Here is a 17,331-nt window from a genome sequence, read left to right as displayed (position 1 = left end):
ATGCGCGCCGACCGCGATCCCCGCTTCGTTGACGCGATCCTCGACTGGAAGCCGACCTGGTTCATCGCGCGACTGCTGCTGGTCGGCGCCTATCTGCTGGGCGGCATCGTCAAGCTGACGGACTGGCCGGCGGCGGTTGCCGAGCAGGCGCATTTCGGCATGAACCCGCCAGCGCTCTGGGCCGCGCTCACCATCGCGATCGAACTGATCGGGCCGATCCTGATCCTGACCGGCCGCATGGCCTGGCTGGGCGCGGGGATGCTGGGCGTCTTCACCCTGCTGGCCGCCTTCACGGCCAACGCCTTCTGGATGATGCCGATGGGGCAGGAGCGGTTCATAGCCACCAATGCTTTTTTCGAGCATCTGGGTCTGATCGGCGGCTTCATCCTGGCGGCGCTGGTCGCCGAACAGGCGCAGCGCCGTGTGTAAAAAATCAGTCTGCCTTGCCCTCTCGCTCTGCGCTTGCCCGCCGCTGGCCGCGCAGACGCGGGAGGCCTGGCAGGCGCCGACCCTGTCGATCACCCGCTATGACGAGGATTGGTCGGATCTGGCGGACGCTCAAAAGCGCAACCATCACTGGACGGGGCAGTTCAAATATATCCCGCTGGGCGCCGATGTCTGGCTGTCCACCGGCGTCGAGCTGCGGCTGCGCAACGAAAATTATGCCGACAATCTCTGGGGCGGGGCCGATGCGCCCGACGACAGCTATTTATGGGCACGCGCCATGCCCTATGCCGACCTGCATGTCGGCGCGCCGGACCGGCTCCATGCCCGTGCCTTTGTCCAGCCGATCATCAGCCATGCGGTCGGCGTTGCGCCCTCGGCCAGCCCGATCGACCAGAGCCGGCTCGACCTGCTCCAGGGCTTTGCCGAACTGGGCGCCGGCCCCGTCACCCTGCGCGCCGGGCGCCAGATGGTTTCACTCGGCACCGAAAGGCTGGTCGGCACCCGCTATGGTCCCAACACCCCGCTGGCGTTCGACGGCGTGCGCGGCAGCCTGTCCCTGGGCGAAGGCCGCGCGCTCGACCTGTTCCTGCTCAACCCGGTACAGCCCGGCCCCGCCAGTTTCGACGATCGCACGTCCGACACCCGCAGGCTGTGGGGGGCCTATGCGACGCTGCCGGATCTCGACCTCTATTATCTGGGCTATCGCAACCGCGCCGCGCGCTTCGGCGGGCTGACGGGGCGGGAGGAGCGCCACAGCCTCGGCCTTCGTTCGCATGGCGCGCGGGGCGACTGGCACTGGAATGTCGAGGGCGTCTATCAGTTCGGCCATTATGACGGGCAGCGCATTTCCGCCTGGACGATCGGCACCGAGGTCGGCCGCACCCTGCCCGACCTGCCGCTGTCGCCCGACGCCACCTTGCGCTTCAACATCGTGAGCGGCGATCGTGACAGCGAAGATGACAGGCTGGGCACGTTCAACGCGCTCTTCCCCAAGGGCAAATATTTCGGCGAACTCTCGCCCGTTGGGCCGACCAACATCGTCAGCCTCAATCCCCGGATCAGCGCGCCGCTGGGCGACGGCTTTTCCGCCAGCGTCGCCGGCATGGCCTATTGGCGATACGCCCGCCATGACGGCGTCTACGACATTCCCGGCAACCTGATCCGTGGCCCCGGCGACAGCCGCGCCCGCTTCATCGGCAAGGAGGTGGAGGCGACGCTGGCCTGGCAGGCGACGGCGGAGCTGGAACTGTCAACTTCGCTGTCCTTCTTCGCACCGGGCGCCTTCATCCGTGAGACCGGCCCGGCCCAGACCATCGCCATGACCGGCCTTGAGGCCAATTTCCGTTTCTAGATCATGTTGAGGAGCATCATCATGCCGCCAGCGTCCCAAAGCGCATCCCCCCTGCCCGGCCTGCTCTTGCTGCTGTCGGCGACCACCGGCCTGGTCGACGCGGTCAGCGTGCTGGGCCTGGGCAAGGTGTTCACCGCCAACATGACCGGCAATGTCGTGTTCCTGGGCTTCGCTGCGGCACAGACGCCGGGCTTCAGGGTGGCGCCCTATCTGGTCGCGCTGCTGACCTTCTTCATCGGCGCGCTGATCGCCGGCCGGGTCGGCCAGGGCTTGGGCAAACGCCCGCTGCGCCACTGGCTGACGGTCGCCGCGCTGATCGAGGCGGCATTGCTGTGGATCGCGGCGGTGGTCGCGCTGAACTTCCATGTGCCCACGCTCCAGCCCGCCGCCGGCCTGTTCGCGATCATCGGCCTGACCGCGATCGCGATGGGCTTTCGCAACGCCACCATCCGGCAGTTGAAGGTGCCCGACCTTACCACCACCGTGCTGACCCTGACCGTCACCGGCATTGCGGCGGATTCCAGCCTCGCGGGCGGCGCCAATCCCAATCTTGGCCGGCGGATCGCGGCGATCGTCGCCATCTTCGCGGGCGCGGCGGCCGGCGCGCTGATGGTGGTGCATATGGGGCTGGCGCTGCCGCTGATGGTATCGGGCGCGATCGTGCTGGTCGGCACCCTGCTCTGCGTCCGCCACCCGGCGGCCGCCCTGCCCCACGGGGGCTGAAGATCAGGGCAGCGCGACCCGCGCGAACCGCCGGTCGGGCACGAACCAGAGCGCTACGACCAGCACATAGAGCGCGACCGCCAGCCAGCGGCTGACGAAGCTCAGGGGAATGGCCGCGCCATATATGGCCAGCGTTCCCCACCCCTTCCAGTCCATGCCGAGCGCGCGGGCGAGCCTGGAGCCTGCGCCATTGCAGGCGATGATCGCCCGTTCGGTCAGGAAATAGCCGATCGCCGCCGCGCCCAACACCATGCCATAGGCCGCCGTCGCTCCGGTCGACCAGGCGCTCTCGTCCAGCCAGCGGATGACGAACGGCACCAGGCTGAGCCAGAAGAGCAGGAAGAGATTGGCCCACAGCACCCGCCCGTCGATGCGCGGGTTGAGCTGGAACAGATGATGGTGATTGTTCCAGTAGAGGCCGACATTCACGAAGCTGAGCAGATAGGCGATCAGCAACGGCAGGCATTGGGTGAGATCGGCGAGCGATCCCCCGCGCGGCACCTTCAGTTCCAGCACCATGATGGTGATGATGATCGCGATCACCCCGTCGGTGAACGCCTCCAGCCTTTTGCTGTTCATGCCTGTGCCGCCAATGGCGATCCCTGCCAGGTCCGGCGCCAGGACAGCGGCGTGGTGCCGACCAGCCGCTTGAACAGCCGGGTCAGGTGCGCCTGGTCGGTCAGGCCGCAGGCGCTGGCGATGTCGGACAGGCTGTGGCCGGTTTCCAGCATCAGCCGCTGTGCCCGGCGGATGCGCTGGCGGATGACATAGGCATGGGGCGTCTCGCCCATGCTGACCTTGAACGCGCGGCAGAAATGACCGGGGCTCAGGCTCGCCACCAGCGCCAGTTCCTCCGTCACCAGCGTGCGGCCCAGCCGCGTCTCGACATAGGCGGTCACCTTGCGCAATTGCCAGCCGGCCAGCCCGCCGGTCGGCGGCGAGCAATGGCTGTCGGGACGCCGGGCCAGCATGGCGACGCCGTCGTCCGCATCCGTGCCCTGCCGCAGCAGGTTGCGCAGTTGATCGAGGCACAGGTCCGCCCGGTTGGGGTCGCGATGCAGCAGCATCTGCGCCCGCGTCAGCAGGTCCAGAAGCGGCGCGGCGTCGAGCCGATGCGGCAGGTTGGGGCGCGTGTTGAGACTGGCGATATCCGGCATGGCGGGAATGATGCGGCTGCGTCACGATTTCCCAAAGCCCGGATGGAGGGGGCGAGCGTCCCTCTAACGGGGGGCTTGTATCGCATCGGCCCGCAGCGCTACGGCTGTCGGTTCCTCCCGCCCCAAGGCCCCCATGTCGCGACCGAGCAGAAGATCATGAAGCGCCGGGCGATCATCACGGCGAGCGCGGCCATGCTGCTGGCCCAGCCGGGGCAGGCGCTGGACCCGAGCCAGTCGATCAGCCAGTTGCGCCACAGCCGCTGGACACTGAAGGACGGAGCGCCGGGCAATGTCCGTGCGCTGGCGCAGGGCAAGGACGGCTATCTGTGGCTGGGATCTTCGACCGGCCTCTACCGCTTTGACGGCATCCGGTTCGAGCGCATGCTGGCCGATCGCGACGACCCGCGCCGATCCTTGCAGGTCACCGCCCTGCTGGCGGCGCGCAATGGCGACATCTGGGTCGGCCATGATTTCGGCGGCATCGCCCTCTATCGCGACGGCCATCTGCGCGATGCCAATCCCTGGCCGGCGCAGGGCGGCGTCGCCGGCATCGTGGAGGCGCGCGACGGATCGATCTGGGTCGCGGCGGAAGCCCGCGGCAAGATGCTGCTATCGCGTTACCAGCATGGCCGCTGGCGCCGCTATGGCGCGCAGCAGGGCCTGACCGACGGCATGATGGGGCCGATGCTGGCCGCGTCGGACGGCAGCCTCTACCTCGCCTTGCCGCCGCACCTGCTGCGGCTGGCGCCCGGTGCCGCGCGCTTCGCCCCGCTGGCGATGCAGGTCGCCCCCTTCGCCGCGCTGGACGAGGACAGGGCGGGCCGGATATGGCTGGCGGACGACAGCGGCATCCGGCCGATTTCCGGCGGGCAGGCCGCGGCCCGGCTCGATCCCGTCAACACCCCCTATGTCACCCGCCATATCCATGTCGATCGCCAGGGCACGGCCTGGATTACCGGTCAGAATGGCGGCCTGGCGCGGCTTCCTGCGGGCGGCGACAAGGTCGAGGCCGCGGCCGGGCACATGCCGCTGTCGCTCGCCGCGCTGGAGGACCGGGAAGGCAATATCTGGGTCGGCACCGAGACCGGGGTGGAACGCTATGCCGCCGCCAGCCTGATCGGCGCGGGCGAGGAGGCGCTGGTGACCGGCTTCGTCGCGCCGGCGCGATCGGCCCATATCTTCTATGCCGGTATCGGCGGCGTCTATCGCGTCGGGCCGGGCCAGCGCCAGCCCCGGCTGATCTTCCCGCGCGCCGACATTGGCGTGCTGTGCGGCGACGACCGGCAATTGCTGGCGATCAGCCTGGAAGGCGCCTTCTTGCTCGACCTGGACGACCGCGGCGATGTCCGCCGCACGACGTCGGTCGAAGGGCCGCTGTCGGTCAGTTGCGCACGCGACGATCGCGGACAGTTCTGGACCGGGATGGACCGGCTCTACCGGCTGGACGGCGGGCGGCTGGTGCCGGCGAGCGGCGCGGCGGGGCAGCCGGGCGGCACCATCACCCTGTTGCGCGCCGATGGGCATGGCGGCCTGATCGCCGGGCGCAGCCGGCGCGGGCTGCTGCGCATTCGCGATGGCGAAGAGACGGCGCTGCTGCCCGCCGGGACCAGCCCGATCGGGTCGATCCTGACGTTGCGCGCGGATGGCGAAAGCTGGCTAATCGGCGGGATGAAGGGGCTGGCGCGCCTGAAGGGTGGCCGGTTGCAGTCATTGGGCGAACGCACCCATCCCTATCTGGCCGGGATTACCGGCATCGCCCGCACCGCCGATGGCTGGACCTGGATCAACGGTGCAACCGGTATCGTGCGGATGCGCAGCGATGCGCTGGACAAGGGCCTTGCCCAGCCCGATCGCCCCATCCCCTATCAGCGGGTCGGCCAGGAAGCCGATTATCGGGCGCGATCCAACCTGTTCGAGGCGAACGACATCGCCCTCGATCGCGACGGCCAGCTCTGGTTCGCCACCGATCAGGGTCTGGCCTGGAGCGATCCCGCCCGGCTGGCCCGCAATGGCGTGCCGCCGCCCGTGGCGATCCGGTCGCTGCGGGTCGATGGCAAGGCCTATCCGCTGGCCGCGGGCCGCATCGCCCTGCCCGCCCATAGCGGCCGGGTGCAGATCGACTATAGCGCCCTCAGCCTGACCGATGCGGCGCAGAACCGTTTCCGCTATCGGCTGGAGGGCAGCGGCACCGGCTGGTTCGATGCCGGGACGGAGCGGCAGGCGCTCTATACCAATCTGGCGCCCGGCCAATATCGCTTCCTTGTGATCGCGGCCAACAATGATGGGGTATGGAACAGGCAGGGCGCAGCGCTCGCGTTCGAGATCGCCCCAGCCTTCTACCAGACGCGCTGGTTCCGCATCCTGTGCATCAGCCTGATCCTGCTGGCCGGCTGGCTGCTCTACCGCCGGCGCCTGCATGTCGTGACCGAGCGGGCACGCAGCCGGGTCGAGGCACAGTTGACCGAGCGCGAACGGATCGCACGGGAACTGCACGACACGCTGTTGCAGGGGTTCCAGGGGCTGATGCTGCGCTTCCAGGCGGTGGTCGAGTTGCTGCCGCGCGGCGAACGCGCCCGCACCGAGCTGGAAGGCGCGCTCGACCGGGCCGAGGATGTGCTGGTCGACAGTCGCGAGCGGGTCCATTCGCTGCGACAGGCATTGCAGCCGGTGGCGATGGCGGTCCGTCTGCGCGCGCTGTTGGACGAGATGGTCGGCGACCGGCTGGACTGGCGCGTCGAGGAGGCCGGCACCGTGCGGCTGGTCTGCGCCCCGGTCGCCGACGAGATGATGCGGATCGCGCGCGAGGCGATCAGCAACAGCCTGCGCCATGCGGCGGCGCGGACCATCATCGTCGAGCTGCATCATGGCACCGACCGGCTGTCGCTGGCGATCATCGATGATGGCATCGGCCTGTCCGCAGCGGTGCTGGCGGCCGGATCGCGCGAAGGCCATTATGGCATGGTCGGCATGCGCGAACGGGCGCAACGGATGGATGGCGCGGTGGAGATCATCTCCACCACCAGGACCGGCACGACCATCCGCGTGACCGTGCCGGCCCGTGTCGCCTATCTGTGAGCGTCAGGCGGTGGCGGCACGCGGCGCGCCGCTGCGGCGGCTGAGCAGCAGCGCGATCAGCCCGAGGCTGGACGCAGCGGCCCCGGCGATCGCGACGAACGGCAGGTTCAACCCAGCGGCGATCACAGCGCCGCCCAGGGCTGCGCCGATCGCATTGCCCAGGTTGAAGGCGCCGATGTTCATCGAAGACGCCAGATTGGGCGCATCGGCCGCGGCGCTCATCACCCTCACCTGCAGCGGCGGCACCAGCGCGAAGCTGGCAATCCCCCACAGGAAGATCAGCACCGCCGTCGGCCCGGCAAAGGGCATGGCAAAGGCGAAGGCGATGAGGATCGCCGTCAGCGCAGCAAGCGTCACGATCAGCGTCCTGTCCACCGACCGGTCGGCAAAGCGCCCGCCCAGCCAGTTGCCGATGGTGAGGCCCACGCCATAGAGGACCAGCATCGCCGTCACGAAGCCGATCGAGCCATGGGTCTGATCGCGCAGGATCGGCGTGATATAGGTGAAGACGGTGAACATCGCGCTGGCGCCGACCACGGTAAGGCCGAGCGCGGCGAGCACCGGCCCGCGCATCAGCACGCGCAGTTCGGACCGTGCATCGCCCTCGGTCGGGGCCGGCATGTCGGGCAGGGTCAGGCGCAATGCCGCGATGGTGAGCACGCCCAGCGCCGCGATGCCCCAGAAGGCCGCACGCCAGCCCATGACTTCCCCCGCCCAGGTCGCCAGCGGCACGCCGACGACATTGGCGATGGTCAGCCCCATGAACATGGCGGCGACCGCGCCCGCCTGCCGCTGGGGCGGGACCAGGCTGGCGGCGACGATCGATCCGACGCCGAAGAAGGCGCCATGGTTGAGCGAGGTGATGATGCGCGCGAACAGCAGCATCGCATAGCTGGTGGAGAGCGCCGCGATCAGATTGCCGATGGTGAAGATGGCGGCGAGGCCGATCAGCAGGGTGCGGCGCGGCAAGCGGCCGGTGGTCAGCGTCATCAGCGGCGCGCCCAGCATGACGCCGATCGCATAGGCGCTGATAAGCAGGCCGGCGGCGGGGATGGAGACGCCAAGATCGGTGGCGATGACGGGCAACAGGCCCATCGGCGCAAATTCGGTGACGCCGATGCCGAAGGCACCGGCCGCCAGCGCGAGCAGCGGTGGATTGATCTTCATGATGCTCCTCCCGTCAGACAAGCGGCGGGTTCAGCCGGGCGAAACCGGCCTGTTGGTGATAGGGGGCGTGGGGATAGGCCGGCATCTGGTAGCTGGCCCGGTCGAGCCGGGCGACCTGATCGGCGGTCAGCGACCAGCCGACCGCACCCAGATTCTGGCGCAACTGTTCCTCGTTGCGGGCGCCGATGATGACCGACGACACGGTCGGCCGCTGCAACAGCCAGTTGAGCGCGACCTGCGGCACCGTCTTGCCGATTTCCGCCGCAATTTCGTCCAGCGCATCGACCACGCGGTAGAGATGCTCCTCCTCCACCGGCGGCGCGAAGGCGGCGGTCTGGTGGAGGCGGCTGCCCTCCGGGATCGGGCTGCTGCGCCTGATCTTGCCGGTCAGGCGGCCCCAGCCGAGCGGGCTCCACACCAGTGCGCCGACGCCCTGGTCGGCGGCGAGCGGCATCAGATCGGCCTCATAGGCGCGACCGATCAGCGAATAATAGACCTGGTGCGCGACGAAGCGCGGCCAGCCATGGCGATCCGCCACGTCCAGCGCCTTCATCAACTGCCAGCCGGGATAGTTGGACACGCCGACATGGCGCAGCTTGCCGGCACGGACCAATTGGTCGAGCGTCGCCAGCAATTCCTCGACCGGGGTCGACGCGTCGAAGGCGTGAAGTTGCAGCAGGTCGATATGATCGGTGCCAAGGCGCCGGAGCGCGGCTTCCACGCCGCCGATCAGCCGGTCGCGCGATACGCCCCAGTCATTGGGACCATCGCCGGTCGGCAGGCCGAGCTTGGTCGAGATCAGAAGCTGATCGCGCCGTCCCCTGATCGCCGCGCCCAGCACCTCTTCGGACGCGCCGTTCGAATAGACGTCGGCAGTGTCGAACAGGGTGATGCCGGCTTCGAGGCAGATGTCGAGCAGCCGGCGCGCCTCCTGCGCGTCGCTGTTGCCCCAAGCGCCGAACAGGGGCCCTGAGCCGCCGAAGGTGCCGGTGCCGAAACTGAGCGCCGGCACGCGCAGGCCTGACGCCCCCAATTGCCGATATTCCATCGTCATCCCTTTCCATTCCGTGATGCACGCATAAATGGAAGGCAGGACTCCCCGCGTTTAGAGGGCCGCAAGGCGAAGGATCTTTGCAATGGATGAAAAGATACCCTTTCATGCCGATCGGGCGCGGGCGCTGGAAACCTTTGCCACCGTGGTGGCCGAGGGCAGTTTTTCGGCCGCCGGGCGATTGCTGGGCCTCACCCCTTCCGCGGTCAGCCGCGCGGTCGACCGGATCGAGGATCGGCTGGGGGTGCGGCTATTGCTGCGCTCCACCCGCGCGCTGACGCTGACGGCGGAGGGGCAGGCCTATCTGGCCAGCGCGCGCCGCATCCTGGCCGACCTGGACGAGGCGGAACAGACGATCGCCGATCGCGGCGCGCCGCGCGGGCGGCTGCGGGTCAGCGCCGCCCATTCCCATGGCCGGCTGTGCATCGTGCCGCTGCTCGGCGAATTTGCCCAGCTCTATCCGCACATATTGGTCGACATCAGCCTGAGCGACCGGCTGGTCGACATTGCCGGCGGGCAAGCCGATGTCGCGATCCGCTTCGGGCCGCTGGCCGACAGCCCGCTGACCGCCCGCAAGCTGGGCGAGAATGGCCGCGTCATCGTCGCCTCCCCCGCCTATCTCGCCCGGCATGGCACGCCGGTCGTGCCGGAGGATCTGCACGATCATAATTGCCTGAACTTCAATTTTCGCCGCGCCGAACCGGTCTGGCCCTTCCGCAAGGACGGGCGTGACTATGCGCTGAGCGTGCGCGGCACGATCGAGGCGAATAATGGCGAAACGCTGGGGCAGTTGGCGGCCGATGGCGTCGGCATCACGCGGGTCGGCCGGTTCAGCGTCCAGCCCGAACTGGCGTCGGGCGATCTGGTGCCATTACTGGAAGACTATAATCCCGGCGATATCGAGACGATCCATGCCGTGTTCCTGGGCGGCACCAATGTGCCGGCACGGCTGCGCGTATTCGTGGACTTCCTCGCGGAACGGCTGACGCGACCTGTATTGGTGGCCTGAGCCAGGCGGCGCCTATATATCCCCGCGGCGGACCAGTTGCCGGCTGATCCGGGCTGGTGCCAGATGGCGGCAGAGCGCGTCCAGTGCTGCCGTCATATAAGCTGCGCATCACTGTCATGCGCGCTTCATACTCCCCTCCTACCCGAGCGCCGAAAGGGGAGAAATATCATGCACTTCCGTTCTCTAGCTCTCGCTGCCATCAGCCTGCCCGTTTTCGCTACGGCAACCGCCCATGCCGAAACGCCCGATGCCGCCCCAGCCGATTCGATCATCGTCACCGCGCAGCTGCGCGAACAGGATCCTATCGACGTGCCGATGGCGCTGAGCGTCGTCGGCAATGAACAGATGGACCGTATGGGCCTTTATGAGTTCGATGCGCTGTCGCGCTTCGTGCCGGGTTTCGACGTCCAGAACCAGTCGCCCAACAATCCCGGCTTCGTGATGCGCGGCATCACGTCGGATAGCGGCACCGCCAGCAACGAACCGCGCGTGTCGGTCTATCAGGATGGCGTCTCCATCTCCAAGTCGCGCGGCTCCTATGTCGAGTTGTTCGACATAGAGCGGGTCGAGATCGCCAAGGGGCCGCAATCGACCCTCTATGGTCGCGGTGCGCTGATCGGCGCGGTCAACATCATCCAGAACAAGGCGCAGCTCGACAATATCGAAGCGGCAGGTCGGGTCTCCTATGGCAATTACAACAGCTGGCTGACCGAGGGCATGGTCAACGCGCCGATCGGCGAGGGCATGGCGATCCGCCTGGCCGGCCGCATCCGCAAGCGCGACGGCTATACCGAAAATCTGCTGGGCGGCGCCGACTTCAACTCGGCCGACACCAAGGCGGTGCGCGGCAGCTTCCATGGCGAGAAGGGCGATTTGAGCTTCGACCTGATCGGCAATTATCAGAAGGACACGCCAAACGGCACCGGCTTCAAGTCGATCGCCTATAATCCGACCGATCCGGCTACCGGTGCCGTGATCGGCGATCGCAGCCGCAACAGCGGCGCCGCGCTGGCAGCGGCCGATGGCTTCGAGGGTGGCAAGGGGCTGGGCCTTGATCGCCAGGTCTGGGGCGTCACCGGCATCGCCAGGCTGAAGCTCAACGACCAGTTCAACCTCACGTCCACCACTGCCTTCCGCCGCTTCGACGCGCTGGAAATCTTCGACGCGGACGGCATTTCCCTGCCGATGCTGACCGCGGCGGAAGATGCGCGCGGCCGCCAGTTCAGCCAGGAATTCCGCCTGACCTATGACAGCGGCCCGATCACGGCATTCCTGGGCGGCAGCTATTTCTGGGAAAATGGCACGCAGCGCGTTCCCACCCAGTTTGACGAGCGCGCCACCCTCGCCCGGCTGGCCGGCGCGCTGAACGGCGGCGGTGCTATCCCCGGCCGCGCCGCCACCGATCCGGTGCCGGCCGCCCTGCTCGCCAGCCCCGCCTTCACCGGCGCGCTGCTGCAGGGTGTCGCCAGCGCCTATGGCGTCAGCCTGTCGAGCGCGCAGGCCCAGGCGATCGCCGCCAACCTCAAGTCCAACCATCTCGAAAGCACCACCAATGGCGCGCGCACCCGCGCCTTCGACCTGTTCGGCGACGTGACCCTGCGCCTGTCCGACCAGTTCGAGCTTGGCGGCGGTCTGCGCTACACCCATGACGACAAGCGCAGCACCTATATGTCGTCGGTCGACAATGGCCGGTCGATCCTGGGCGGGCTGATCGGCGCGCTGAGCCAGCCGGCGGCGGTGCGCACCGCGCTGCTGCAGGCGCTGGCCGTGCCCGGCGCGGCGAACATCCCGACCTCGGCCGCCTATCCGGTGCCGATGTTCGGCCTCGGCGCCCAGCCGACCGCCGGCAATGGCGGGGTCGACAGCGACACGCTGCGCAATGGCGGCTTTTCCTGGCGCCTGACCGCCCGCTACAAGCCGGGCACCGACACCAGCCTCTATGCCACCTATGCCCGTGGCCGTCGCCCGCAAGTGCTGGCGGCCAGCGCGCCGTCCGCGCCGATGGGCGCCACCCGCTTTTCCGTGCTGGACTCCGAAACGGTCGACAGTTTCGAACTGGGCGCAAAGACCGCGCTGATGAACCGCACCCTGTTCCTCGACGGGGCGGCCTTCTTCTACCAATATGATAATTTCCAGACCACGGTGCAGCAAGGCACGCAGTTCGTCCTGACCAACGCCGGCAAGGCGGAAAGCTATGGCTTCGAAGGGCAGATGCGCTGGGTGCCGAGCGATGTGCTGACCTTGTTCGCGACCTATGCCTATAATCACAGCCGCTTCAAGACGGGCGTGCGCGACGGCAACCGCTTCCGCCTGTCGCCCGACCATAGCGCGTCCTTCGGTGCGCAGGCGTCCCTGCCCGCCGGCCCCGGCCGCATCGTCTTCACGCCCAGCGTCACCTGGCAGTCGAAGGTCTATTTCGACGATGACAATGACCGCCCGGACCTGCAGCAGCCGCCCGCCGCTCTGGTCGCCGACACTATCCAGGACGAATTTCAGGGCAGCTATGCGCTGGTCAATGCGCGGCTTGGCTATGAAGCGCCCGGTGGCGCCTGGCGGATCGAGGGCTTCATCGAGAACGCCTTCGACAAGAAATATATCATGGATGCGGGCAATACCGGCGACAGCCTGGGCATGCCGACCTTCATCGGTGGTGCGCCGCGCTTCTATGGCGTGTCGGCCAGCTTCCGCTTTGGCGGTGCGCAATGAGCGAGGACAGCATGAAGCTTGACCGTCGCGCGGCGCTGGGCCTGATCGGCTCGGGCGCTGCCCTCCCCGGCATCGGCATGGCGGCGACACAAGCCGCCGCCAGCTTCGTCCATGGCGTGGCCAGCGGCGACCCGACCGAGCGCGGCGCGATCCTGTGGACCCGCGTCACCCCGGCCGACCCGGCGCAGCAGGCGGCGATCGCGCTGCGCTGGCATGTCGCCGAAAGCGCCGGCGGCAAGCCGGTCGAAAGCGGCACGGCGCAGGCACGCCCCGCCCGCGACTTCACCGTCAAGGTCGAGCCGCGCAGCCTCAAGGCCGGCCATGACTATCATTACTGGTTCGAACTGGCGGACGGCACGCCATCGCCGGTCGGCCGCTTTCGCACCCTGGCCAGGGGTGCCGCGGCCGATGCCGTGCTGGCGGTGGTCTCCTGCCAGCTCTACCCCGGCGGCTTCTTCACCGCCTATGACTCGATCGCCGCGCTCGACCGGATCGATGCGATCGTGCATCTGGGCGACTATATCTATGAATATGGCGCCGACGGCTATGGCGCGGAGATCGGCCAGAAGATCGGGCGCGGGCTGGAACCCGCGCATGAGATCGTGACGCTGGCCGACTATCGCACCCGCCACGCCCATTACAAGGGCGACAGGAGCCTGCAGGCGGCCCATGCCCGTGCCGCCTTCATCTGCGTCTGGGACGATCATGAAACCGCGAATGACAGCTGGATCGGCGGCGCGGAAAATCACCAGCCCGCGACCGAGGGCGACTGGGCCAAGCGCAAGGCGGCCGCGATGCAGGCCTATTTCGAATGGATGCCGATCCGCGATCCGCAGGGCAATGATCCCTGGGAAGCGATCAACCGCCGGTTCGACTTTGGCGATCTCGCCACCCTGCTGATGGTCGAGACGCGCCTGCTCGCCCGCAGCGAACAGGCCGGCTTCAAGGGCGAGACGCCGGGCCGATCGGAAGTTGCGGCGGTGCTGGCCGAACGCAACCGGCCGGACCGCGAGATGCTGGGCGAGCCGCAGCGCGCCTGGCTGGAAAAGGAACTGGCCGCGTCGGTCAAGGCCGGCACGCCCTGGCAGATATTGGGCAATCAGGTGGTGATGGCGCGGGTCAACGGCCCGGACCTTGCCAAGCTGTTCGGCGCGGAGAAGGCCGCGGCGATGGTCGCGACGCTGGAACCGTCGGTGCGGGCGCAGGTGGAACTGGCGCAAGCGGGCTATCGCGCCGGCCTGCCGTTCAACCTCGATGCCTGGGACGGCTATCCGGCCGCGCGCGAGCGGCTCTACCAGAGCATCCGCCGGGCCGGCGCCCATCCGCTGGTGCTGGCCGGCGACAGCCATGCCTTCTGGGCCAATCAACTGGCCGACGCACAGGGCAATGCCATCGGCGTGGAATTTGGCACGTCATCGATCAGCAGCCCGTCGATCGGCGACATGCTGCCGAAAATGCCGATCGGCGACCTGCTGCAACAGGCAAGCCCGGAGGTCGCCTTCTGCGACCAGCGCGCCAAGGGCTATATCCTGCTGACGCTGACACGGGAAAAGGCGACCGGCGACTATATCGCCATGTCGACCATCTACGCCCCCAAAGCGGAAGCGCGCACGCTCAAGCGCTTCTCGCTGCCAGCGGGCGCCACCCGGTTCGACGCGACCTGAAAGCGTCGGGGGCTGCGGATGCCCTGCCCGCAGCCCCCGACCTCGCGAGACTTACCGCTCCCTGATGACGAGCGATTTACCCGCATATTTCGCCGGATCGACGTTCGGCAAGGTCTGGATCTTGCGCCCCTTGCGGCTCATCCAGGTGACTTCGACCTTGACCGCATCCGTGGTTTTCAGGCCGAAATGCAGAGGCGCCGCATTTTCCGAATTATAGCCGTCGCCCGTCGACAGCTGTCGCGTGGCCAATATCTTGCCGGCCTTGTCATAGAGGCGCACTTCCGCCCCCATGCGGGTGAAACGCCCCTTCGCGTCGAGCAGTGTAACCGACAGGCTGCGCCTGGCCGCTGCCCGGTCCAGATCATTGTGGAACAGGAAATGGCCGCCCTGGCTGGTATAGCCACGCATCACCGACAGATCGAGCGCACCGTCCCGGTCATAATCGACCCATTGCACGCCATGGTCGCCGACATTGAGCTGCGACGTTTCGGCCAGAACCTGGCGGAAGCCCTTGCCCGCTTCATTATGGAAGAGGCTGTCCCTGGGCTGCTGCTGGTCGCGCGGGCCATGATAGGAGGTGACATAGAGGTCGAGATAGCCGTCATTGTCATAATCACCCCACACCGCGCCGACGGCATGATTGTCGATGCCGACCCCCATCTCCTTGGCGACGTTGGTGAAGGTGCCGTCGCCATTATTATGGTAGAGCGCATTCACGCCATAATTGGGCACGAACAGATCAAGATAGCCGTCATTGTCATAGTCGCCAACGGCGCAGCCGACACCGCCTTCCTCCTTGGAACGGCCCGGATTGTCCAGGCCCAGTTCGGGCGCGACATCGGTGAAGCTGCCGTCGCCATTGTTGCGCCACAGCGCATCGGCCGCGCCTGACTGATTGGCCAGGAAGACGTCCAGAAAGCCGTCGCGATTATAGTCGAACCAGCAGGCGCCCACGGTCGGCCGGCTATCCGACACGCCGGTGCCGGCCAAGACCTGCACGAACTTGCCCTTGTCGTTGCGATAGAGGCTGTTAGGGCCGATGCGATTGGCAGCATAGACGTCGAGGTCGCCGTCATTGTCATAGTCGACCCAACTGGTCTGGCGCGCGGAACGGTTGGGGATGGTCAGCCCCAGTTCGGGCGCGACATTGGTGAACTTCCTGCCGCCTTCGTTGCGGAACACAAGGCTCTGTTCGCCCGGCATGGTCGCCCCGCCCAGCAGGTCGATCCAGCCGTCGCCGTCATAATCGCCCCAGGCGACGCCGCGCATTTCCGGGCCGGATGTGGGAAGTCCCAGTTCCGGCCCGACGTTCACGAACGTGCCATTGTCATTGCGATAGAGGCGGATATCGCCCCCCTTGAGCGAGACAACGAGATCGAGGTCGCCATCATTCTCGAAGTCGGCCCAACTGTTGGACAGGGATCCGGCGATGGCGAAATCGCCCGGCTGTATGGAGGTGAAGGGTGGCTCGGCAGGCGGTGCCGCATCCTGCGCCGTTGCCGGCTGGCACAGCAGCATCAGCGGCAGGATATGGCAAAGCGTCCGGTTCAGCGATGGCATGGATATTCCCCTCTTTCTGTCAGATTTGGCTGGTTTTGCGCGTGTCGGGAATGCGCAGATAGACGATCAGCGACACCGCGATCATGGCGGTGACGTACCAGTAGAAGCCGTCTTCCATCCCGGCATGCTTCATCCAGAGCGCGGCATATTCGGCGGTGCCACCGAACAGGGTGTTGGCCAGTGCATAGGGAAGGGCGACGCCCAGCGCTCGGATATTGGCCGGGAACAGCTCTGCCTTCACGATCGCGTTGATCGAGGTGTAGCCGGTGACGATCACCAGGCCGCCCAGCACCAGCAGGAAGGCACCGAAGGAGGAGGTGACGCGTTCCAGCGCCGTGAAGATCACAGTGGTGAACAGGACGCCGCTGATGCCGAAGCCGATCAGCAGCGGTTTGCGGCCGATGCGATCGGACAGCCAGCCGGCCATGGGCTGCAACAGCATGTAGATGAACAGCGCCGACGCCATGATCGCGGTCGCGGTCTGGCGGCCGAAGCCGGCGCTGTTGACCAGGAATTTCTGCATGTAGGTGCTGTAGGCATAGAAGGCGAGCGTGCCGCCGGCGGTGAGCGCCATGACCAGCAGCACTTCGCGCGGATGGCGGCGGATGAGGTTGAGGCCGCTGGAGCGGGGCTGTTCGCTGACCGCCGCGCTTTCCTCGAAGGCTTCGGTTTCCTTGAGGCCCCGGCGCAGGCGATAGACGCCGACCGCCATCACTCCGCCGATCACGAACGGCACGCGCCAGCCCCAGCTTTCGAGCTGATGTTCGGTGAGGAAAAGCTGGAGCAGCAGCAGGACGCAGAGCGCCAGCAACTGGCCGGCGATCAGCGTCACATATTGGAAGCTGGAGAAGAAACCGCGTTGGTCGCTCTGCGCCATTTCCGACAGATAGGTGGCGCTGGCGCCATATTCGCCGCCGATCGACAGGCCCTGCATCAGGCGCGCGAGCAGCAGCAGGGCCGGCGCGGCGACGCCGATGCTGGCATAGCCGGGGATGGCGGCGATCATCAGCGATCCGCCGGCCATCATCATGACGGACAGGGTGAGACCCGCCTTGCGCCCCCTGCGGTCGGCATAGATGCCCATCGCCCAGGCGCCGATCGGCCGCATCAGGAAGCCGACGGCGAAGATCGCCGCGGCATTCAGCAGTTGAGCGGTGCTGTCGTCCGACGGGAAGAAGACCGGCGCGAAATAGAGGGTGAAGGCGGAATAGACATACCAGTCATACCATTCGATCAGATTGCCGATCGATCCGCCAAGGATGGATTTCAGGCGATCCTGGCGGGAAAGACTGGCTGGGGAGAGAGACGCAACATGTTCCATCCCCGTTGATACGGACGGCCCGGTGCGTTCTGCTAAAAGGCTGACTAGAAAATGCGCGGAAGAGCGCATTTTCGATACGGATGCGCCAGAGGCGCATGCC

13 protein-coding genes are annotated in these 17,331 nt (G+C 67.1%); 7 read left to right on the top strand and 6 right to left on the bottom strand.

Going from position 1 to position 17,331, the window contains the following annotated elements:
* The 3 genes from DIZ22_RS03450 to DIZ22_RS03440 are packed head-to-tail and all read left to right on the top strand — an operon-like array spanning position 1 to position 2,521.
* On the top strand, positions 1-429 hold the full coding sequence (locus tag DIZ22_RS03450) for a DoxX family protein (protein ID WP_048937540.1): 429 nt from the start codon (positions 1-3) through the stop codon (positions 427-429).
* On the top strand, positions 422-1,798 hold the full coding sequence (locus DIZ22_RS03445) for an alginate export family protein (protein ID WP_048937539.1): 1,377 nt from the start codon (positions 422-424) through the stop codon (positions 1,796-1,798). Before DIZ22_RS03450 ends, DIZ22_RS03445 begins: the two co-directional genes overlap by 8 nt.
* Positions 1,799-1,819: 21 nt before the next feature.
* Entirely contained in the window at positions 1,820-2,521 is a 702-nt protein-coding gene (locus DIZ22_RS03440; RefSeq protein WP_048937573.1) for a YoaK family protein, read from the top strand.
* A 3-nt stretch (positions 2,522-2,524) separates the two neighbouring features.
* On the opposite strand, the gene DIZ22_RS03435 is transcribed toward DIZ22_RS03440, so the two are convergent.
* Positions 2,525-3,100: a TMEM175 family protein gene (locus DIZ22_RS03435; protein WP_010338162.1), complete on the bottom strand. Its 576-nt coding sequence runs from the start codon at positions 3,098-3,100 to the stop codon at positions 2,525-2,527.
* A complete protein-coding gene (locus DIZ22_RS03430; RefSeq protein WP_048937538.1) occupies positions 3,097-3,678 on the bottom strand; it encodes an AraC family transcriptional regulator in 582 nt (193 codons plus the stop codon). Before DIZ22_RS03430 ends, DIZ22_RS03435 begins: the two co-directional genes overlap by 4 nt.
* Positions 3,679-3,834: 156 nt before the next feature.
* Between DIZ22_RS03430 and DIZ22_RS03425 the strand changes: the two genes are divergently transcribed.
* Complete coding sequence (locus tag DIZ22_RS03425) at positions 3,835-6,753, top strand: sensor histidine kinase (RefSeq protein WP_234415616.1); 2,919 nt, start codon at positions 3,835-3,837, stop codon at positions 6,751-6,753.
* Positions 6,754-6,756: 3 nt separating this feature from the next.
* Here the strand turns inward: DIZ22_RS03425 and DIZ22_RS03420 are convergent, their stop codons facing one another.
* On the bottom strand, positions 6,757-7,920 hold the full coding sequence (locus DIZ22_RS03420; RefSeq protein WP_048937536.1) for an MFS transporter: 1,164 nt from the start codon (positions 7,918-7,920) through the stop codon (positions 6,757-6,759).
* A 13-nt stretch (positions 7,921-7,933) separates the two neighbouring features.
* Positions 7,934-8,968 (bottom strand): aldo/keto reductase, encoded by a 1,035-nt coding sequence (locus tag DIZ22_RS03415; RefSeq protein ID WP_048937572.1) that lies wholly within the window; start codon positions 8,966-8,968, stop codon positions 7,934-7,936.
* 88 nt (positions 8,969-9,056) lie between these two features.
* Between DIZ22_RS03415 and DIZ22_RS03410 the strand changes: the two genes are divergently transcribed.
* The 3 genes from DIZ22_RS03410 to DIZ22_RS03395 all read left to right on the top strand — a co-directional run bounded on the left by DIZ22_RS03410 (position 9,057) and on the right by DIZ22_RS03395 (position 14,350).
* Positions 9,057-9,980 (top strand): LysR family transcriptional regulator, encoded by a 924-nt coding sequence (locus tag DIZ22_RS03410; RefSeq protein WP_004212544.1) that lies wholly within the window; start codon positions 9,057-9,059, stop codon positions 9,978-9,980.
* A gap of 168 nt (positions 9,981-10,148) precedes the next feature.
* The gene (locus DIZ22_RS03400) at positions 10,149-12,686 is read left to right on the top strand and encodes a TonB-dependent receptor (RefSeq protein ID WP_048937535.1); all 2,538 of its coding nucleotides are present in this window, start codon (positions 10,149-10,151) and stop codon (positions 12,684-12,686) included.
* An 11-nt stretch (positions 12,687-12,697) separates the two neighbouring features.
* Positions 12,698-14,350: an alkaline phosphatase D family protein gene (locus DIZ22_RS03395; RefSeq protein ID WP_122927909.1), complete on the top strand. Its 1,653-nt coding sequence runs from the start codon at positions 12,698-12,700 to the stop codon at positions 14,348-14,350.
* 51 nt (positions 14,351-14,401) lie between these two features.
* Here the strand turns inward: DIZ22_RS03395 and DIZ22_RS03390 are convergent, their stop codons facing one another.
* Positions 14,402-15,910, bottom strand: coding sequence for a CRTAC1 family protein (locus tag DIZ22_RS03390; protein WP_048937534.1), 1,509 nt, complete (start codon positions 15,908-15,910; stop codon positions 14,402-14,404).
* 19 nt (positions 15,911-15,929) lie between these two features.
* Positions 15,930-17,231, bottom strand: a complete 1,302-nt coding sequence (locus tag DIZ22_RS03385) for an MFS transporter (RefSeq protein WP_122927908.1) — start codon at positions 17,229-17,231, stop codon at positions 15,930-15,932.
* Positions 17,232-17,331 lie beyond the last annotated feature (100 nt).

It is taken from the genome of Sphingobium sp. LF-16 (assembly GCF_003711185.1).
Taxonomy (GTDB): Bacteria; Pseudomonadota; Alphaproteobacteria; order Sphingomonadales; family Sphingomonadaceae; genus Sphingobium; species Sphingobium yanoikuyae_A.
Note: the sequence above shows the minus strand (reverse complement) of the source record. Positions and strands in the feature narration are given on the sequence as shown.